Source organism: Flavobacterium defluvii, from assembly GCF_900129555.1.
Classification (GTDB): Bacteria; Bacteroidota; Bacteroidia; order Flavobacteriales; family Flavobacteriaceae; genus Flavobacterium; species Flavobacterium defluvii.
The window spans coordinates 58,780-79,754 of record NZ_FQWC01000002.1 but is presented as its reverse complement, the minus strand read 5'-3'; the positions used below and the strand labels follow the sequence as shown (position 1 = coordinate 79,754).

The window sequence follows — 20,975 nt, the reverse complement described above, 5'->3', positions numbered from 1 at the left end:
TCTTTTTCATCATTACAAATAAAATCAGAAAAGTTACATTTTTAGAAATAAACCATATTAGTAATGTAAGTTCATTTTAGAATGTTTAACGTATTTTTACTTATAATCTCTTACATGAACTTATATGGTTTAATAATTTAATTTGTATTTTTGACCAGCATCTTCGCGAAAAATAAAACGTAGCGAAGTAAATCAAAGCCAGAATGCACTTTAAACATCCCGAAATTCTATACTTTCTTTTTTTATTGATTGTTCCAATTTTGGTTCATTTATTTCAATTACGCCGTTTTAAAACTTCTTATTTTACGAATGTTCGCTTCTTAAAAGAACTTGCGATTCAAACGCGCAAAAGTTCTAAGATCAAGAAAAGATTGCTGCTTGCCACTCGTCTTTTATTGCTTACATGCGTAATCATTGCTTTTGCACAGCCTTTTTTTGAGGCAAAAGACAGTAAAAATGCTTCAAACGAAATGTATATTATTTTAGATAATTCGTTTAGTATGCAGGCAAAAGGTAAAAAAGGTGAATTATTAAAACGTGCCATTCAGGAATTACTGGAAAACACACCCGAAACTGCTCAGTTTTCTTTATTGACAAATACTGAAAATTACTGGAATACGGATATAAAAACACTTAAAAGTTCTTTGCAGAATTTAAAATACAGTGCAACGCCATTTGAACTTTCGTCGATTATGGCTAAAGTTAAAGCACACAAATCAGCACATAAAAAAGATATTGTTATTATTTCTGATGCGGTTGGTTTGACTAAAAACGATTTAAAAAATATTGATTCTGAAGAAAAACCCTATTTCATAATTCCCGAAGCTGAACAAAAAAATAACGTTTCCATCGACAGCGTTTATATTAACCAGACATTGGAAAATTTCTACGAAATAAGTGTAAATTTATCTGGTTATGGAGAAGATTTCAAACCTATTTCGACTGCTTTATACAATCAAAATAAACTGATTGCCAAAACGATCCTTAATTTTGATACAAAGAAAAAGAAAATCAATTTTACGATTCCAAAAGAAGCTTTCCATGGTTATGTTTCTATAGAAGACAATGGTTTAACGTATGATAACAAATTGTTTTTCAGTATTTCAAAAAGCAAAAAAACAAACGTAATCAGCATTGGTGAACCAGAAAAAAGCAATTTTTTATCGAGAATTTATACTGTTGCAGAATTCAATTATAACAACTACGCAATTAGTTCTTTAGATTATAATAGTTTAGAAAAACAAAATACTATAATCTTAAACGAATTAGTTGAAATTCCACAGGCTTTGCAAACCACTTTAAAAGCTTTTGTTTCTAAAGGTGGAAATTTAGTTGTAATTCCTTCTGAAAAAAGCTCAGTTTCAAACTTGAACGCCTTTTTAGGAAATTTTGGAAAAGTTCAATTCAATACTCTCAAAACAGAAAGCAAACAGATTACGAAAATTAATTTTGATCATCCTTTGTTTTCTGGTGTTTTCGAAAATAAAATTACCAATTTTCAATATCCAAAAACAAACAGTTCATTTGATATTTCAAGTCCTTATCCGGCCGTTTTATCTTATGAAGATCAAAGTGCTTTTGTAACGGCCATTCAAAATCCAACAGCTGGAATTACTGTGTTTTCGGCACCGATAAATTCGGTAAATTCAAACTTTCAGCAATCGCCTTTAATTGTTCCGTTGTTTTATAAAATGGCGCAGAACAATCAAAAAACAGGTGTAAATGCCTTAACGATTGGAAATAACCAGCCATATTTTGTGGATGTTTTATTGACAAAAGATGCAATTCTGGAAGTTAAAGGAATTGAAGATTCATTTATTCCGATTCAGCAGATTTTGAATAATAAAGTCAAATTAACGTTTAATGATTTTCCGGATACTGCTGGAAATTACAGCATTTTTGATAAAAAAGAATGGGTTGAAAATTTGAGTTTTAATTACAAAAGAACCGAAAGCGATTTGAGTCAGGTAAATACAAACGTAATTTCTGATTTTAAAACTGCCGATACCATTTCAACTATTTTCAATACGCTACAAACTGAGCGAACCGACAGCCAAATTTGGAAATGGTTTGTTATCTTTGCACTGTTATTTTTAGCATTAGAAATGGCAATCATCAAATTTGTAAAATAGAATTCGCGTTTGTTTTAAAAGCATTTTACTTTTTACAAAAATCATTTTACGTCAAAAAAATATCTACATATGAAAATAATCATCAAAAGCGCCAAAATTATCGACTCAAAAAGTCCGTTTCATAACCAGACCGTTGATCTTTTAATTGCAGATGGTTTAATAGAAAAAATAGGAGTTTCTCTTCCAAACGATGATGCAGAAATCGTACGCTTTGACGATCTTCATGTTTCTCAAGGATGGTTTGACAGCAGTGTTTCTCTTGGAGAACCTGGTTACGAAGACAGAGAAACCATTGCAAACGGACTAAATGTTGCGGCAAAAAGCGGTTTTACAGCAATTGCACTACAGCCAAACTCCTTCCCGATTATCGACAATCAGTCTCAGGTAAATTTTGTAAAAAATAAAGCAAATGGTTCTGCAACAGAAATTTTCCCAATTGGAGCTTTAACAAAAGCCAGCGAGGGAAAAGATATGGCAGAACTTTTTGACATGAAAAAAGCCGGAGCGATTGCTTTTGGAGATTATAATAAAAGTATTGACAACGCTAATATTTTGAAAATCGCTTTACAATACGTTCAGGATTTTGACGGATTGGTAATTGCATATTCGCAAGATCCAAATATTAAAGGAAACGGCGTTGCCAATGAAGGAATCGTTTCAACGCGATTAGGTTTGAAAGGAATTCCGAATTTAGCCGAAGAACTTCAAATTTCAAGAAATTTGTTCTTGCTGGAATATACAGGCGGAAAGCTTCATATTCCTACTATTTCTACAGCAAAATCTGTTGAATTAATTCGGGAAGCAAAAGCAAAAGGATTACATGTAACGACAAGCGTATCAGTACATCATTTGGTTTTAACCGATGAAAAACTGGACAGTTTCGATACTCGTTATAAAGTTACGCCTCCATTAAGAACTGAAGTTGACAGACAAGCTTTATTGAACGGAATTGCGGATGGAACAATCGACATGATTACGTCAGATCATAATCCTATTGACATAGAATTTAAGAAAATGGAATTTGATACAGCAAAACATGGAACTATTGGCTTAGAAAGTGCATTTGGAGCTTTATTGACCGTTTTACCTGTAGAAACTGTTGTTGCTAAATTAACTTCTGCCAGAGCTATTTTTGGTCTTGAAAATTATACTATTCAGGAAGGTGCCAAAGCGAATCTTACTTTATTTACCCCTGAACACAAATCAATTTTTACAAAAGAAAACATTCTTTCAAAATCTAAAAATTCTGCTTTTTTAGGAACTGAAATTAAAGGTTCTGTGTATGGAATTTTCAATCAAAATCAATTAGTTACAAAATAATACAATGAGCAACAATACAATCGAAGAAGGAAAATCAATCGCCATTACGAGTTATATTCTAATAATTGGCGTTTTGATTGCAATGTCTATGAATTCTGAAAACAAAAATAGTTTTGCTTCCTTTCATATTCGCCAGGCTTTAGGTTTATCACTTACTTTCATTTCCTTTGGAGCTATTATTAGCAATTTTGACAGCTTTTTTATCACTTTTCCAATGTGGATTTGTATTTCAATTCTTTGGACTTTTGGTATTTTTAATGCTATCCAAGGCCAGACAAGACCGATTCCTTTAGTTGGAAATCTTTTTCAAAAATGGTTTAAAAGCATCGGATAAAAAATTACAATTCACAATTGACAATTTACAATTAAAAATGAATCTATCTTTAGAATATAAAATACAAGAACCAAAAGTAGTTTTAGATAAAAATCCGTTATTGCTTTTATTACACGGATACGGCAGCAATGAAGCTGATTTATTCTCGTTTGCTACCGAACTTCCTGATAATTATTATGTAATTTCGGCAAGAGCGCCTTATGATTTGCAGTATGGAGCTTACGCTTGGTACGCAATTAATTTTGATGCTGATCAGAATAAATTTTCTGACAACGAACAAGCCAAAACTTCAAGGGATTTAATTGCTTCTTTTATTGATGAATTAGTAGCAAATTATCCAATTGATGCTAATAATGTAACTTTAATTGGTTTTAGCCAAGGGTCCATTTTAAGCTACGCAACGGCACTTTCTTATCCTGAAAAAATCCAGAGAGTTGTCGCAATGAGTGGTTATTTTAATGAAGAAATCATTAAAGAAGGTTTTGAGAAAAACGATTTCAAAAACTTAAAAATATTCGCATCTCACGGAACTGTTGATCAAGTCATTCCAATTGAATGGGCCAGAAAAACACCTGCAATTTTAGAAAAATTAAATATTCCGGTTACTTACAAAGAATATCCTGTTGGTCACGGAGTTGCTCCGCAAAATTTCTTTGATTTTAAGAATTGGCTGGCTTTATAAGTTTACAGTATTAAGTCACAGTTTTCAATCTTGAAATGTATTACAATCTTAAAACTGTAAACTGCGACTGATTACTAAATTATTCCCCTGTATAAAGAATCTTCCCATCTTTTTTCAAAACATATCCTTTCCAGGGAATTAATTCTAAATTATCTTTTCTCCACGAGTCCCCTTCGGTTTTTCTTTCTAAAATGATGGATTCTTTTTGAGTATCAAGGAAAAGTTCTGCTTTGTTTGCATCAAAAATTACATAAGCAGCTGTGGTATATGTTTTTCCGTCTTCTGCATGATTTAATCTTGTGCTATTTTCAAAAACCCTAATACATTCTTTTTTAAGTGTTGACCAGGTATATCCTGCAGAAGCTTTACATCCATGAGAATCAGTATCACCTCCAACTAAAATTTCTTTTTTTGTTTCTTTTGTAGTTACATTTTCCTGAGAAACTTTTTTTGCGCAGGAAAACGCAGCAGAAACAATAATCGTCAACAAAAACATCTTTTTCATAATCCTATTTATTTAAAGGTCAAAAAAAAATAGGATTATAAAATCCTATTTTTGATATAACCAAGTTTGATTTACTTCAAAAGTAATATTTTCTTTATCGTCAACAAAGTATTTTAACAAGACTTCTCCCCATAATTCACCATTACTATAATCTGCAATGATCCAACGGTGGTTTAAGATTTTAACTTTATTAATGATAAATTTATTTGGACCAATCTGGTCTTGTCCAGTGTATGGATTTCCTTTTGGATTTGCATTAAAATCTAATAATTTCTCAGTAACAACAGGAATTAGTTTTTCATATAAAATTACTTTTCCTCCAGAAGCACTGTTATCAAAATAGTTTTGTGCGTTTTCGTTGTGTTCCAAAGAAAAATAATCGGCTTCGGCTAATTTTGCTGAAACCAAATTTATACTGTCTCTAAGCTTTTTAGTTGTTTTCTCATATCTTTCTTCGCCAAATTTTACCTCGCGGCTGTAAAACATATAAGTAAAAACATTCATTAATATCGCAAGGATAAAAAGATAAAGCATTAAGGATTTTTTCATTTTTTGTGGTATAATTAAATTGTAATTTCTAAATTATCGTAAGCCAGAAAAACATTTTCCGGAAGCTGTTTCTGTACTTCTTCGTGAAAACCTAAAACATGGCTAATGTGGGTTAAATAAGCTTTTTCAGGTTTTACCAGATTTATAAAATCAAGCGCTTCCTGAAGGTTAAAATGCGTATCGTGAGGCTCAACTCGCAATGCATTTACAACTAAAACTTTCAAGCCCTTGAGTTTATCAATTTCTGTCTGTTCAATAGTTTTTACATCTGTGAGATAAGCAAAATCATCGATTCTGTATCCAAAAACCTGTAATTCGCCGTGCATAGCGTTTATTGGAATTGCTATTTTATCACCCGTAGCAAAAGGTTCATTGTTTTTTACTTCAATGGTTTTTACACTTGGAGCACCGGGGTATTTATTTACGGTTTCAAAAACGTAATCAAACCGTTTTCTTAAATTATCTAAAACACGTTTGTGCCCGTAAATAGGAATTTCGCCCTGGCGGAAATTAAACGGACGAATATCATCTAAACCTGCAGTATGATCTGCGTGTTCGTGTGTAAATAAAATGGCATCGAGTTTACGGCACCCGCAGGAAAGCATCTGCTGTCTGAAATCAGGACCGCAATCGATTACAAACGAATGATCGTCCCACGTAATCCAGATGGATACACGAAGCCTTTTATCCTTAGCATCAGTGCTTTTACAAACAGGATGATCGATTCCGATGATCGGAATGCCTTGAGAAGTACCAGTACCTAAAAAATAGACCTTCAATTGAACTTAATTTTTTTACAAAAATAGGATTATTTCTCTTTCATTAGAACCCTAATTTACTAACTTTGTAACAAATCTATTTAAAATAAAATGGGTACAGAAATAAAACTCAAAGGTGACAGGGTCATCGAACAGATTCCTTCTATAAAAGACAAAGCATTACGCATTAATTTAAACGAAAATATTTACGGAACATTTGCTGAAATTGGCGCTGGACAAGAAACAGTTAGGCATTTTTTCAGGTCCGGAGGTTCTTCGGGAACAATTGCAAAAGCAATGTCTGCCTATGATAAAGATTTCAGTGATGCAATTTATGGCGTTGAAACTGACGGAAGATATGTTACCGAAGAGCGCCTTAAAAAAATGCTTACCCATGAAGGCCAGATTATCGAAGAGCGTCTGAGTAGAGAAAAACATCCGACAAAACTTTTTTTTAGTTATGCCAATACAGTAGCTACAATCGATTTTGCCAAACAATTTAAAGGACACGGATGGGTTGGAATCCGATACCAAATAGAACCTGACGAGGCTTATAACGAAATTATTCTTCACATTCGTTTTAGAGAAACCGACGCAAGACTGCAACAAGAAACACTGGGAATTTTAGGAGTTAACTTAATTTACGGTGCCTTTTATAAATACAATGATCCAAAACGTTTACTGCGTTATTTATACGATCACTTAGATAAAGATCAGCTTGAAATTGATACTATTAACTTTTCAGGACCTCGTTTTGCCGATGTCGACAATCGTTTAATGAGTTTACAGCTTGTTAAAAATGGAATGACAGATGCGGTTATGTTTAATCCTGAGGGAAAAAATATCCTGCCTGCTGCCATTCTTTACAAAAAGAACCTTTTAGCTTTAAGAGGAAGTTTCCGTCCGGTTACTAAAGTTAACATGGATATGTATGAGAAATCATTAGAGATGTTTCTCAAAGAAAATAAAGTTGAAAAAAACAATACTCTTGTTATTTTCGAAATAACGCTTTCTAACCTACGTTCTGATGGAGAAATTGACGAACGCGACTTTATGGACAGAGCCGAATTACTTTGCTCTCTTGGACAAACGGTTATGATTTCGAATTTCCAGGAATACTACAAAGTGGTTGAATATTTTGCAAACTATACCAAATCTCGTATGGGACTTGCAATGGGTGTAAATAACCTTGTTGATATTTTTGACGAGAAATATTATCGTCATTTAAGCGGTGGAATTCTTGAAGCTTTTGGGAAATTATTCTATCGCGATATGAAAGTTTTCTTGTATCCAATGCTTGATGAAAATGGCGTATTAATGAATTCAAACAACTTAAAAGTACATCCTAGAATGAAAGAATTGTACAAATTCTTTAAGTTTAACGGAAAAGTTGTCGACATTCAAGATTATGATCCTGATAACTTATCTGTATTCTCACGTGAAGTTTTAAAAATGATCAATCAGGGCAAAAAAGGCTGGGAACCTATGCTTCCTTCCGGTATTGCAGAACTTATAAAAGAACATCATCTTTTTGGATATCATCCGCAGAAAGAATTAGAACAAAATGCTTAATAAAAAAAGTCCCTATTTGGGACTTTTTTTATTTCAGGTTTTCTTTGTTTCAAGTTTCAGGTTGTCCTGGCGTGTAATTTTAACTCAAAGAACATTAATTTTTTATAAAGACTGCATTTAAAAAAAACTTAGCGGGCTTTGCATTAAAAAATTTTATCAAATTAAAAACTTGAAACTTGAAACAAAAAAACCTGAAACAAAAAAAACTATTTCAAAATCTGCGCTGCGTGTTCTTTTGTTTTTACATTTTCGATTACTTCTTCGATAATTCCTTTTTCGTTTATTACAAAAGTTGTTCTGTGAATTCCGTCATATTCTTTTCCCATGAATTTCTTTGGTCCCCAAACTCCAAATGCATTAATTACAGCTTTATCTTCATCTGCTAATAATGGAAATGGTAATTCATATTTTTCTTTGAATTTGATTTGTGCTTTCTGACTATCGGCGCTTACACCAAGGAGCTCATAATTATTTGCCTGAAAACGATGAAAATTATCTCTCAAGTCGCAAGCTTCGGCTGTACATCCCGGCGTGCTTGCCTTCGGATAAAAGAAAACCACTAATTTTTTGCCACTATAATCTGCCAGTTTATGTGTTTTTCCGTCCTGATCTGTTCCTGAAAAGTTTGGTGCCTTATCACCAGCTTTTAATGTTGTCATATATTTTTGATTTTAGATTGTTGAGTTTTTAGATTAACTACAAAGATAACTTATAACCAATAAATGATTATTTTTACGGCGATTAAAATTACGGAAATGAATAAAGAAGCTCGTGTACAATTTGTTATAAATACGTTAAAAGAACTATACCCAACTATACCTGTCCCACTTGACCACAAAGATCCTTATACTTTATTAATCGCTGTATTGCTTTCCGCACAATGTACTGATGTTCGTGTAAATCAGATTACACCACTTTTGTTTGCAAAGGCTGATAATCCTTATGATATGGTAAAAATGTCAATTGAGGAAATTAAAGAAATTATTCGTCCGTGTGGATTATCACCAATGAAATCTAAAGGAATTCATGGTTTGTCTGAAATTTTAATCGAAAAGCATAATGGTGAAGTTCCACAGAGTTTTGAGGCACTTGAAGCTTTGCCGGCCGTTGGCCATAAAACAGCAAGCGTGGTAATGTCACAAGCATTTGGCGTTCCGGCTTTTCCTGTTGATACACATATTCACAGATTGATGCACAGATGGAATCTTTCGAACGGAAAAAGTGTAGCCCAGACTGAAAAAGATGCTAAGCGATTATTTCCAAGAGATTTATGGAATGATCTTCATTTGCAGATTATTTGGTATGGAAGGGAATATTCGCCTGCTCGCGGATGGAATTTGGAAAAAGATATTATAACAAGAACAATTGGAAAAAAATCTATAATTGAAGAAGCTGCTAAAAAGAAAGTTTAGCAGCTTCTTTATTTTTTTATCTACTGTTTTTCAAGGCATTATATTCGTTTGTCATATCGAGTGCCCTATATACTCCTAAAAGAGACTTTATAACATCTTCGTTTTTAGGTTCGATTGTCAAAGCTTTTTGCAGATAAGGAATTGCGCTTCTGACTATTTCATCTTTTTGAGCGTTTAATTTTTCATACTCTTTTTGTTCTTTAGGAGTATTTCCAAGCTGGTCCATTTGGTTGACCAACTCTTTTTTGAGCTGCATTTTTACGTAAGTGAGGTTAATGTAGCAGTCCATACATTTTGGATTTAGCTGCAAATCACTTTCGTAGTATTTTGCTGCATTTGCGTAGTCATTTCTTTCAAGATAAGAATATGCTAAAGAAACCAAAACTTCTTCTCTTTTAGAAGGCGGGTTTACGTTTCTTGGTTTTTCATAAAGCCCAGCCTGAATATTTGACTCTCTGGCACTTACTGATATAAAAGCTTCTTCTTCTTTAGTTTTTTTGTTTGTTGCGTAGTAAATTGTTCCTTTTCCGGTGTAGTTTATTTTTCTAAGCTCTTCATAATATTTAATAGCAGAGATATAATCTTTTCCTGTCAAAGATGCTCCGGCAGCGTTAAGAAGATTAAGCGTATCTTTTTTGTCAATTAAATATACTTCATAACTTTTAGCAGCACTTTCTTTGTAATTCCCGGCTTTATAATCCTTAAAAGCGCCATCTACAAGTGTAGACTTCATGCCTTTTAAAGCTAAATTTGCTTTAAATGCATATTTGTAATTTCGGGAATCGTTTTCGTATAAAAGAATATCCTGAAACGCACTCGATGCCTGCGCAAAGTTATTTACTGCATCTATATTCTTGGCTGCCAAATCTTTGCATACATTTCCTTTTAAATAAAAGAAATCCGATTTATCTGTATCTGAAGCATTTACAATTAAATACTCTGTTTTTTTCAATACTGCTAATGCTTCCTCAGCTTTTCCCTTATCATATAAAGACTGTGCTTCTTTTATTTGATCTTTCTGGGCAAATGCTGCTACATTTATCAATAATAGAAATAATAACATCTTTAGGTTCTTTTTCATATTTCGGTTAGGTTTGATTGTTAAAATAGATTTTTTGGTTTTTGGAATGGTACAAATTGAATTGAGATTTTCAATTTGCATAATGAAAATAAACTAGAGAAAAATTGCCATAACTCTCTAAATTCATTTCAGGTTCTTAGAAGAACACTAAGAAACAATACAAACAAAACGAAATAATGCAGTGTAGTTTTTCTTCATAAATTTCTGGTTATAAGTGGAACATTATTTTTTGATTATTATACAATTTTCTTTGATTTAAATATTTTAATACGAAAAATTCTTCCATTTTAATAAATTAGTAATTATTTTTTAACTAAAATAAAATTAATTATCGAATAAAGAAATGTTTTTAATAAAAATATTGAATTTTAACAAAAACATCACTTTACTCAAATATAAATTTGTATTAATTTGAAGTAAAAAAATTATGTTCAGATAGTGAAATGAAAAAATAAAGGATTTTTATATTTTAAAAATTTAAAGACATAAAAAAACTCACTACTTATATCTGCATACAAATAGTGAGCTTTCAACCAAAACGACCATTTGGTTTTTCTTTCGAAATAAACATCCGACCAAAGCAGCGGGCTGTTTAATTAGCTATAATCTCAAAACTTTTATCTTCAATTTTCACAACTTTAAGAGCTTGTGAATAACTTAGTAAAAAAGAAACAACTTCTTTTTTAGGTTTTAAATCTTTAGAAGCTAATGCTTTTTTTGAGTAAATTTTCGCCATACTGTGTAAATGTTTTATAGTAGTATAACGGGCTAATTGTCAAAATAGTATTAGTTGGTTAAAATAATTTGATGTTTATCTATAATTTTTCTCAAATTCATTAACGCATAGCGCATTCTTCCCAGTGCAGTATTAATACTTACATCCGTTAATTCTGATATTTCTTTAAAACTCATGTCTTGGTACATTCTCATTACCAAAACTTCTTTTTGATCTTCGGGAAGTTCTTCGATTAATCTTTTTAGGTCAACCTCAACCTGATCTACGATCATTCTGCCTTCAATATTTAATGAATCATCAGACATAATTGAAAAGATCGAAAATTCTTCGGTTTCTCTATACATTGGCATTTTTTTGGTTTTGCGAAAGTGATCCACAATTAAATTATGTGAAATACGCATAACCCAAGGAAGAAATTTCCCCTCTTCGTTATAGGAATTGCTTTTTAAAGTTTTAATAACTTTAATAAATGTGTCTTGAAAAATATCATTTGAAATATCTCTATCAGCAATCTTAGAATATATAAATCCGTATATCTTAGATTCGTGCCTTTTAATTAATGTTGCAAGGGCATTTTCATTACCTTCAACATAATTTTTTACTAATAGAGCGTCTGGAATATGCAGATCAGCCATAATACTACTTTTTTTAGTTTTAATAATTTGGAGTAATTTTTCTAAAAAGTAGTTTTATTTAATAGGCGTAATCTTTTTTGAGTTATGTTAATATTGTCTGACCAAATTTAACAAATATTTATTTTAAAAAGCAAACAAAAACAATAATAATTAACATTCTTACGTTAACTTTTTTCTTCTAAAGCTATTTTTTGACAAAAAAAGTTAAAAAAACAAAGTTTTTTAAAGCTTTTAAAAACAGTTGTAAATAACTTATAATTAAATATTTAAGCTATTTACAACCTGTTCAAACTACAAAAACTCAAACATTTATTTTATTGGTAAACTCTTACATAATCGACGTAATATTTTTGCGGTAAAACCGAATCATCTACATCCGGACCACCAAAATTACCTCCAATTGCTAAATTTACTATGATATAAAAAGGTTTGTCAAAAGGCCATGTATCTTCGTTTTTAACTTCTGGATTGAAGGTATAAACTAATGTCTGATCGACAAAAAAATCAATTTTATCTTTGTTCCATTCGATTGCATATACGTGATAATCTTCTTCAATATTTGGAAATTCTGTTCTTTTGGTATTGATGGTATTTCCGTGGCTGTCTTGTGTATGCAATGTTGTATAAACCATATGAGGATCTCTTCCTATATATTCTAAAATATCGATTTCTCCTGTTTTTGGCCATTTTACTTCATCAATATTTGCTCCCAGCATCCAGAATGCCGGCCACAAACCGTGACCAATTGGAAGTTTTGCCCTTGCTTCTATTCGTCCGTATTTAAATTCCTTTTTACCTTTTGTGGTAATTTTAGTCGAAGTGTATTTAGTCCCTTCTTTTCGGGCTTCTATAATTAAATTTCCGTCTTTAATTTCGTGATTGGTTTTGGTGTAAATCTGTCTTTCATTATTACCGTAACCGCAAAGATTTGGACATCCGTCACCAATTTCAAAATTCCAGGCTTTTTCGTTTATACTTTTTTTATTAAAATTTTCTTCCCAGACCAATTTTCTTTTTGTTTCCTGCGCATACGAAAAACTGCAGATAAACAATAGTAAAATTATTTTTTTCATGACATTATTTTAAATAAGAAGGCCAGCCGAAACTGACCTTCTCAAAATTACTAATTAATTAACTCCTATTCTATTGATAGATTCTAACGTAATCAATCTGCATTGAAGACTGAGTGAAAGCACTATCAATATTACCGCCCAGATTACCTCCCATAGCAACATTTAAAATCAGGAAAAAGTCGCTGTTAAAAGGTAAAGAACCATCATTTGCTACAGAATGAAGTAAATCATCATCTACATACGTTTTTACCGATGTAGGGCTCCATATTAATTTATAAACATGAAATTCTGTTGAAACATTGGCATATGTTTTTGATGCTGTGTTACCATTTCCGCCTGAATGTCCAGGGTAATGCAGCGTACTAAGGATTACGTTTTGGTTATTTCCTACGTGTTCCATAATATCTATTTCACCACAAGCCGGCCAAGGTTTAGAAGCGTAATTTTGTCCAAGCATCCAGATTGCCGGCCATGTTCCGGCACCTGAAGGAAGTTTGGCACGAACCTCAACTTTTCCGTAAGTAAAAGCAAATTTTGCATCTGATTTTAATCTTGCCGATGAATAATCAGCTCCTCCTGAAGCTTCTTTTTTAGCTGTAATTACTAAGTTACCGCCTTCAACTTTAATGTTTGATGCTGAGTTGGTATAATTTTGCTTTTCATTATTTCCCCAGCCATTATCGCCTCTTCCTAAATCATAATTCCATTTTGCAGCGTCTGGTGCTCCGTCTGTATTAAATTCATCTGACCAAACCAGATTTGTATAATCTGTTGTTGGATTTTGATTAGGAGGTGTAGTCGTAAAGATGTGATACCAAGCTAATGCAGAGTTTCCTCCCATTACAGCTCTTACAACCATTCTGTTTGCTGTGATTGATAAGATTTCATAAGAACTTTGACCAATGTAGTAACCCATAAAGCCGCCATCAGAGAAGTTTAGCATTGTTCCTCTTGTTTGTGTTGCGTGGTTAGGGTTTTTAGTCACAACAGATTCTGATGGACTTAACGAAACGTTTTTAACTCCGCCTGTATTATATGATAAACAAGCATCGTCTGGCCCGCTTCCTCCTCCTACGCTTGCAAAAGCTGCATTGAAGAATGTTGCTCCACCATTATCTAGTTCGAATTTCAATTGTCCGTCTACTAAAGAGAACGTTAATACGTTTTCGTATAAACAGCTGCTTGTTGGAGAACCTGCTTTTTCAAAAGGTCCAGCCTGATAGTAGTTTCCGTAATAGTTTTTAGTTGCATCGCCATCGTTTTGACCAACACCTAAGTGTCCTGCTTCTGAAGCTGACCAATACCATTTTTTGGATGTTCCGCCAGTTAAGAACTGAACCGCTTCGTCATCGCTAAAGTTACTTAATACTGTAACATCAATTGTTGTGTTTGATGCTACACCACCTTTACCGTTTGCTATTACCGTAACTGTATAGGTATTCACTCCCGTTTTTGTAAAACGTTTTGTAAAGATTCCGCTTGGTGAAGTCTCAGAAGTTCCATCGCTAAAAACATATTTGAAGGAAACAGCTCCATCTGCTTTTGAAGTAAATTTTACTGTTCCGGATCCGTCTCCGTTTGGATCATCGGCAGTTTTCCCTACAATCTCAGCTGTAACCTGAATATTGGAAGGAGCCGTTAAATCGCCAAAAGAGAAATCGTCTTTTTGACAACTTATTGCTAACAGCAGAGCAAAAAGTAATACGAAGTATTTATTATATTTTTTCATTTTGTTATTTTTTATAAAATGTAAACTCATTTTAATTTCGTTGAATAAGATTTGCTCTTATTTATGGAAATAAACGTTATCAATGTAAATTGTATGACTTCCGCTTGGGTTTCCTGAATAAATAAGCTGTGCAATATGAGCTCTGGTTGTTAATCCTGTAAAATCACTTAACGGAATATCCAAACTTACCCATTGTCCCTGTGCAGGAGCTGTAACCTTAATTTCATGCTCTCTATCATCACCACCTCCATTATAAACTCCATTTGCTCCAAAATCAACTAATTTAACTCTGAATTCTGTAAAGTCTGAAGACCAAACATCTACATGGAAATGTGTCATTCCTGTTGCATCAATTGTTGTAACGGGCTCAATACCTACGAAATTTAAATCTGAATATTTTTTTACTGCATTTCCTGCAACTGCTGTTTCTTCCAGTGTTGCTGCAGACCAGTCTGTACGCCAGGTCTGAATTGGAATATTAGAATAAGCATCGCTGAATAATGAAATAACATTTGCCGCCGCTACATTTGGTGTTGGCGCAGGAGTACTTAATGTTTCAACATCTTTATAGAAATAAATATTATCGATAAATACAGTTCCTCCAGCCCAAGGTGTTCCAACAAATTTTAATTGGAAAATATCGGCTACTGTTAATCCCTGACTTGTAAATGCTGAGATTGGAATATCAATACTTGTCCATTGATTAGCTGTAAGATCTCTTGTTACCGGTTTTTCACCATTTGTTTTACTGATTAATGAAGTTTCGATTTTTTGTAAATCAGCTGTCCAAACATCCATGTGGATATAATCCATTCCAGAAACGTCTATTGTTACATTATCTGCCAAAGCAATTCCCTGGTAGCTTAATTTAATATAATTCAACATTTTGTCTCCATTAAGATCAAATTCTGTCCAGCTGCTTCCTTGTCCTGCTTGTCCCCAATCCGGGAAATAGTTTGTTCCGGCAACGTTATTGTATTTAGAACCATAAATAGAAATTACATTTCCTGCTGCTCTGTTTGGAGGCGTTGGTGCAGAAGTTGTAGGGTTCAATACTAATTTTGCTTCAAACTGTTCTGTGTGTTCAGTTGTTTTAATAGCAGCACTTTTTGAAACTACTCGAATTGTGTAAACTCCGGCTTCCTGATATGTGTATGAAACTGATTCTCCGTTGTTAGCCGAAATTGGATCCGGTTTTCCTGCTTCTCCAAAATAAACATCATAAAACAAAGCAAAATCTGCTGTTGCTTTTACCGTTACTTTTTTAGAAACTGATAAATCGTTTGTTATTACAACTACTAAATTTTCAGGTGCTCTAAACGAAACTACAACTTCCTGAGTTACTTCGGTAGTTTTTCCGTTGATTCCCATCGCAATAATTTTGCTTTGGTAAGTTCCTTCTTTATAAACGTGTGTAACGGTTCCGCCAGATGAAAAATAATCAGATTCAGGCGATCCGTCTCCAAAGTTTATTTTGTATTGTGTTACTCCTTCTCCTTTAGGTAAAAAAGTTACTTTACCTGAATTATCCTGAGTTACCGTGGTCAGAGCAGATATGTTTGCTGGTGCGCTAACACCATCCAAATCAATATTGCTGTCATCGCTGGAACAGCTAAAAAATAGCGTTAAAACGACAAGACTTAATATATAATGTAATTTTTTCATAATAGTATTTTTTTAATATCCAGGATTTTGCTGCCAGTTTCCGTTTGCGAATTGGATTTCTTCTATTGGAAGCGGGAATAATTCGTTTTTATTTGCTTTAAATCCAGGAATTGTTCCAACAGCTTTTCCTGTTCTAACTAAATCAAAGAAACGATGTCCTTCTCCCAAAAGTTCTACTCTTCTTTCTGCCCAGATAAAATCTGTAAGAGCAGCTCCAGAAGCTGTTACATTATGGTTATTATCTCCAAATGCACGTTGTCTAACAAGATTTAAATACGTTCTTGCTTTTCCATCATCGATTGCTCCTCTGTTATAAGCTTCTGCAGCCATTAAAAGAACATCTGCATAACGAATTGATCTGTAATTATTTGGATTTGTTAAGTTTAAATCTCCCTGAGCATTTGCACTTCTTTTTCTTGGAAGATATTTTCTGTTGAAGAAACCTGTATCTTCATTTCCTTTTCCGTAGCTAACTCCTTTTCCACCATCATAATTAGCATTTGCAGCAGCAAAAGCAGCGATGTCTAAAATAGCGACATCTTTACGTCTGTCTCCCACTTCAAAAGCATCTGCAGCTTCCTGAGTTGGTACATTAAAACTGTATCCAGAAGAAAAAAGCGGTCCTGAAAAATTACGTACGCCCATGAAACCTACAGCTACGTTACCTTCACTACATTGTAAACATCCAAATCCTGCACCTTCAACATCTGTGTACTGAACCTCAAAAACAGATTCTGGTCCATTTTCTCCATCCATTTCAAAGATTGAATTATAATCTGTTACTAAAGAATATTTTCCTGAAGTAATTACAGATTCAAATGCTGCCGCAGCTTGTGTAAATTTATCCTGATATAAATATGCTTTTCCTAATAATGCCTGAGCAGCACTTTTAGTTGCACGACCTTTTTGAGAAGCATTTGGAGCTAAATTAGCAGATGCGAAAATTAAATCAGCTTCGATTGAAGCGTAAACCTCCTGAACTGATGAACGCGGTATTGTTTTTTCATCTCCAATTTTAAATCTCGCATCGCCTTTCATTGGTATACCGCCAAACCATTTTACTAATTCAAACTGGTAATATGCTCTTAAAAAACGTGCCTCGGCAATAATTTGTGTCTTTTCAGGAAAATCGGTTTTATCCTTAAATTCAAGAATATAATTGGCTCTTTGAACCCCTGCAAACATCCAGTTCCAGATATCTCTTAAGTTACTGTTTACAGGTGTATGGATCATATCATCGATTTGCTGGAAACCAATAACGTCTGTTGGACTTTCTCCTCCGCATAGCGTATTATCCGAAGCAATTTCGCCTAATAAAACATTTACGTAAGATGCCTGAAGCAAATCGTAAGCGGCAATTAAGGCCTGATCATAATCGGCTTTTGAATTAAAATAGTTTTCAGAATCTATAGAATATTCTGGTTTAGGATCTACAAACTCATCCGAACATGAAATACTTATGGTCGAAAACAGAGCAAGAGTTATAACGGTTGTAAAGAAATATTTTTTCATTTTCATTAAAATTAAAAATTAATGTTAAGCCCCATTAAATAGGTTCTTGGAATTGGGTAGAATCCGTAATCGATTCCTCCTCCAATTGGTGCACCACTAGAAGCTCCCGGATCAAAACCTTTGTATTTTGTAAATGTGTATAGGTTATTTACTCCTGCATAAAGTCTTAATTTTGTGATTCCGGCTTTTTGAGCAATATTTGGATTAAGTGAATATCCTAATTGAACATTTTGAATTCTGAAATACGAAGCATCTTCTACAAAATACTCTGAGAAAACATTGTTTGCCGTTGCACCCGTTGTAACTCTTGGTGTTGAATTTGTCGACCCTTCGCCTGTCCATCTGTCTAAAACATAATTTAAACGATTCGCATCAGAAAGTGTTCTTTCGTAGTTGCGAACCATATCGTTACCAACTGAAGCAAAAGTGTAAACTGCAAAATCTAAGTTTTTATAGTTTAACTGAAGATTGAAACCCATTGTTGCATCCGGAATTGGATCTCCAATGTTTGTTTTATCTTTTGTATCGATTACGCCATCGCCATTAACATCTACATAGCGAAGATCTCCAGGCGCTGCATTTGCTCCTAAAGCTAGTTGTGATGGATGAGCATCAACTTCTGCCTGGTTTTGAAAAATTCCATCCGTTTTATATCCGTAGAAATACCCCATTGGTTTTCCAATTTCCATACGTGATGGAGCCGGCTGACCTACTCCAAAAGCACCGCCTTCTATAAATCCTGTTCGATTATTAACTTCAAGGACTTCATTTTTAAGGAAAGTAACATTATAACCTACACTAAATGAAAATGAATCTGAGAATTTATCTTTATAATCAATCGCAAACTCGACACCTTTGTTTCTAACAGATCCCGCATTTAAAGTTGGTGCACTTGCTCCCGGGGCACCTGTACCATTGATTCCTGAAACCGGAATGTTTGGTATTAATAAATCTTTTCTGGTATCGATGAAATAATCGGCAACGATGAAAACTTTATCATTTAAAACTTTTAAGTCTAAACCTACGTCAAATTTTCTAGCTTCTTCCCATTTTAAATCAGGATTCGGAACTTGTCCTGTTGCTGTTCCGTTTACTAAGTTTCCATCAAAAACATACGTTGCTTCTCCTGTTAAAAGTCCTAAATATCCATAATTTGGAATTTGGTCATTTCCTAAAGTACCGTAACTTCCTCTTAATTTCAAGAAACTAATAAATTTAGGCGTTCCAAAAAAACCTTCTTCAGAAACTACCCAACCTGCAGTAAATGAAGGAAAGTAACCCACTTTGTTTCCTGGACCAAATTTGGTAGAAGAATCACGACGAAGCATTCCTGATAATAAATACTTTCCTTTATAATCGTACTGAAGTCTTCCAAAATAAGATAATCTTCTTTGGTCGTAAACATATGAACTGTTTGTTAAAGTAGCTGAAACTCCTTTTGTTAAAGAAATATCGGCAAACTCCCAAGAGTTATTTGGAACATCAAAACCTGTTGCATAAAGCCCATTACCCCATTCTTTAAAAATAGTTGTACCAAGAGTTCCAGTAATATTATGAGAATCTGCAATTTTAGTATTGTAAGTTCCAAAAAGGTCAAATGAATAGTTATTATCATTTACAGCTCCCTGAGTAACTGAACTTCTTTGAACATCAAATACTTTCCCGCCGTAGCTAATTTGTTTTCCAAAAGTTTTAGATTCGCTGTTTGAAGTATTAAAACCAATAGAACTTGAAAGCGTGAATCCTTTGAAAATTTTATAATCTAAACCAAAATTTCCGTTCAGTTTTTTGTAATTGTAGTCATTATAAGTGTTTGCAATCTGTGCAAGCGGATTGATGATTTCTGTTCCTAAACCTGTTGTACTTGGCACTAAAGTAAATTCGCCATTTGCATCGTAAGGTTTTAAAGTCGCCGGAACGTTAAGTGCATTAAACAATACAGAACCCAATCCGTTTTCGTTTAATGTTTTTCTAGTGAAATACGTATAAATAACATTCGTTTTTAATTTGAATTTATCACTTAAATCTGCACTTAAACCAAGTCTTGCTGTATTTCTTAAAAAACCTGATTTATCTCCGCCAACAATACCTTCCTGATCTAAATGAGATCCACTGATAGAATAGGTAAGTTTATCTGATCCTCCGGAAATTGTCAAATCATTATTAATGATTGGCGCTTTTTGAAAAACCTCTTTCTGCCAGTCTGTTCCGGAACCTAGACCAGAAACATTTGGATAAGGAAGTGGTTTTCCGCCATTAGCATAACTTTCATTTAATAAAAGTGCATATTCTGTAGCGTTTAGAGTTGGTAATTTTCTTGAAGTTTCCTGAAAACCTGCATAACTATTAAACGAAACTCTTGTTTTAGAATTCTTTTTACCCATTTTAGTCGTTACCAAAATGATTCCGTTTGCTCCAATTGTTCCATAAATTGCAGCCTGAGCATCTTTTAAAACGGTAATAGTTTCGATATCATTTGGGTTTAAAATACCTAAGTCTCCAACATAGCCATCGATAATAACTGTTGGTCTGTTTTCACCATTTGTGGCTATACCACGAATACGAATATCCAGTGGTGCTCCCGGCGCTCCTGACTGCGTCGTAACGTTTACCCCTGAGATGGTTCCCTGCAAAGCCGTCTCGATTCTTGCTGGTTTCAAAATATCAAGTGTTTTGCTGTCTACTACAGACACAGCTCCGGTAACTTCTCTTTTCTTTTGGGTACCGTAACCAATAACAACGACTTCATCAAGAGATTTGGCGTCGTCGGCCATTTTTACAGTCATTTTAGTTCCAGAAATCACAACTTCCTGTGTTCTGTATCCTATATAACTAAAAATAACAGAAGAACCTTTTGGAACTCCAGATAACTTAAAAGATCCGTCAAAATCAGTGGTTGTGTTTTGAGACGAACTTTTAACTTTTACATTAACGCCAGGTAATGCTAATCCTGACCCATCTACTACCGTACCATTTACATCTATAGATTGCGCAAACGCAAAAGATGTACACAGTGATAGTACAATTAGTAATAACTTAGATTTCATAATTAGTTAGTTTTTATTGAAAGCTAAATTTATCTGTTCCCGTTATGAAAACGATAAAATTAACCTCAACAAAAAACATACATCATAAAAAAATCTAGTATTAATTTAGGATATCATAAAATATACCGCTGTATAACTATAATTTCGGAATGTTAATTTCTTTAACACTTATGCATTAAATTCACAAGAAAAGCATAATGTTGTGGTAATGTATAGTTTTTTTTAGCTGTTTT

General features: G+C 33.5%; 18 protein-coding genes. 6 read left to right on the top strand and 12 right to left on the bottom strand.

Annotated elements, in window-relative coordinates; translation table 11 throughout:
• Positions 1-203: 203 nt before the first annotated feature.
• The 4 genes from BUC29_RS04420 to BUC29_RS04405 all read left to right on the top strand — a co-directional run bounded on the left by BUC29_RS04420 (position 204) and on the right by BUC29_RS04405 (position 4,468).
• Positions 204-2,132, top strand: coding sequence for a vWA domain-containing protein (locus BUC29_RS04420; protein ID WP_073413746.1), 1,929 nt, complete (start codon positions 204-206; stop codon positions 2,130-2,132).
• A gap of 69 nt (positions 2,133-2,201) precedes the next feature.
• Positions 2,202-3,452, top strand: coding sequence for a dihydroorotase (locus tag BUC29_RS04415; RefSeq protein ID WP_073413744.1), 1,251 nt, complete (start codon positions 2,202-2,204; stop codon positions 3,450-3,452).
• Between the two features lie 4 nt (positions 3,453-3,456).
• A complete protein-coding gene (locus tag BUC29_RS04410; protein WP_073413742.1) occupies positions 3,457-3,786 on the top strand; it encodes a hypothetical protein in 330 nt (109 codons plus the stop codon).
• Positions 3,787-3,823: 37 nt separating this feature from the next.
• Complete coding sequence (locus tag BUC29_RS04405) at positions 3,824-4,468, top strand: alpha/beta hydrolase (RefSeq protein WP_073414877.1); 645 nt, start codon at positions 3,824-3,826, stop codon at positions 4,466-4,468.
• Positions 4,469-4,547: 79 nt separating this feature from the next.
• Here the strand turns inward: BUC29_RS04405 and BUC29_RS04400 are convergent, their stop codons facing one another.
• The 3 genes from BUC29_RS04400 to BUC29_RS04390 are packed head-to-tail and all read right to left on the bottom strand — an operon-like array spanning position 4,548 to position 6,301.
• Positions 4,548-4,973, bottom strand: a complete 426-nt coding sequence (locus BUC29_RS04400; RefSeq protein WP_244160767.1) for a hypothetical protein — start codon at positions 4,971-4,973, stop codon at positions 4,548-4,550.
• Positions 4,974-5,018: 45 nt separating this feature from the next.
• A complete protein-coding gene (locus BUC29_RS04395) occupies positions 5,019-5,522 on the bottom strand; it encodes a hypothetical protein (RefSeq protein ID WP_073413738.1) in 504 nt (167 codons plus the stop codon).
• A gap of 14 nt (positions 5,523-5,536) precedes the next feature.
• On the bottom strand, positions 5,537-6,301 hold the full coding sequence (locus BUC29_RS04390; protein ID WP_073413736.1) for an MBL fold metallo-hydrolase: 765 nt from the start codon (positions 6,299-6,301) through the stop codon (positions 5,537-5,539).
• Between the two features lie 90 nt (positions 6,302-6,391).
• On the opposite strand from BUC29_RS04390, the gene BUC29_RS04385 reads away from it, so the two are divergent.
• On the top strand, positions 6,392-7,852 hold the full coding sequence (locus BUC29_RS04385; RefSeq protein WP_073413734.1) for a TonB-dependent receptor: 1,461 nt from the start codon (positions 6,392-6,394) through the stop codon (positions 7,850-7,852).
• Between the two features lie 206 nt (positions 7,853-8,058).
• Here the strand turns inward: BUC29_RS04385 and bcp are convergent, their stop codons facing one another.
• The gene (gene bcp / locus BUC29_RS04380; protein WP_073413732.1) at positions 8,059-8,511 is read right to left on the bottom strand and encodes a thioredoxin-dependent thiol peroxidase; all 453 of its coding nucleotides are present in this window, start codon (positions 8,509-8,511) and stop codon (positions 8,059-8,061) included.
• A 96-nt stretch (positions 8,512-8,607) separates the two neighbouring features.
• Here bcp and BUC29_RS04375 point away from each other — a divergent pair, with 96 nt between their 5' ends.
• A complete protein-coding gene (locus BUC29_RS04375; RefSeq protein ID WP_073414876.1) occupies positions 8,608-9,264 on the top strand; it encodes an endonuclease III domain-containing protein in 657 nt (218 codons plus the stop codon).
• Between the two features lie 16 nt (positions 9,265-9,280).
• Here BUC29_RS04375 and BUC29_RS04370 read toward each other — a convergent pair whose 3' ends face one another.
• The 8 genes from BUC29_RS04370 to BUC29_RS04340 form a co-directional block, all read right to left on the bottom strand.
• Positions 9,281-10,345, bottom strand: a complete 1,065-nt coding sequence (locus BUC29_RS04370) for a hypothetical protein (protein ID WP_073414875.1) — start codon at positions 10,343-10,345, stop codon at positions 9,281-9,283.
• Positions 10,346-10,937: 592 nt separating this feature from the next.
• Positions 10,938-11,081 carry a hypothetical protein gene (locus BUC29_RS21460; RefSeq protein WP_165608771.1) on the bottom strand — a complete coding sequence of 48 codons (144 nt, stop codon included), beginning with the start codon at positions 11,079-11,081 and terminating at the stop codon, positions 10,938-10,940.
• 50 nt (positions 11,082-11,131) lie between these two features.
• Positions 11,132-11,716, bottom strand: a complete 585-nt coding sequence (locus tag BUC29_RS04365; protein ID WP_073413730.1) for an RNA polymerase sigma factor — start codon at positions 11,714-11,716, stop codon at positions 11,132-11,134.
• Positions 11,717-12,030: 314 nt separating this feature from the next.
• A complete protein-coding gene (locus tag BUC29_RS04360) occupies positions 12,031-12,789 on the bottom strand; it encodes a glycoside hydrolase family 16 protein (protein WP_073413728.1) in 759 nt (252 codons plus the stop codon).
• Between the two features lie 70 nt (positions 12,790-12,859).
• Positions 12,860-14,518, bottom strand: coding sequence for a family 16 glycosylhydrolase (locus BUC29_RS04355; protein WP_073413726.1), 1,659 nt, complete (start codon positions 14,516-14,518; stop codon positions 12,860-12,862).
• 57 nt (positions 14,519-14,575) lie between these two features.
• Entirely contained in the window at positions 14,576-16,183 is a 1,608-nt protein-coding gene (locus BUC29_RS04350) for a PKD domain-containing protein (RefSeq protein ID WP_244160766.1), read from the bottom strand.
• A 12-nt stretch (positions 16,184-16,195) separates the two neighbouring features.
• A complete protein-coding gene (locus BUC29_RS04345) occupies positions 16,196-17,695 on the bottom strand; it encodes a RagB/SusD family nutrient uptake outer membrane protein (RefSeq protein WP_073414874.1) in 1,500 nt (499 codons plus the stop codon).
• Between the two features lie 11 nt (positions 17,696-17,706).
• Complete coding sequence (locus BUC29_RS04340) at positions 17,707-20,742, bottom strand: SusC/RagA family TonB-linked outer membrane protein (protein ID WP_073413724.1); 3,036 nt, start codon at positions 20,740-20,742, stop codon at positions 17,707-17,709.
• Positions 20,743-20,975 lie beyond the last annotated feature (233 nt).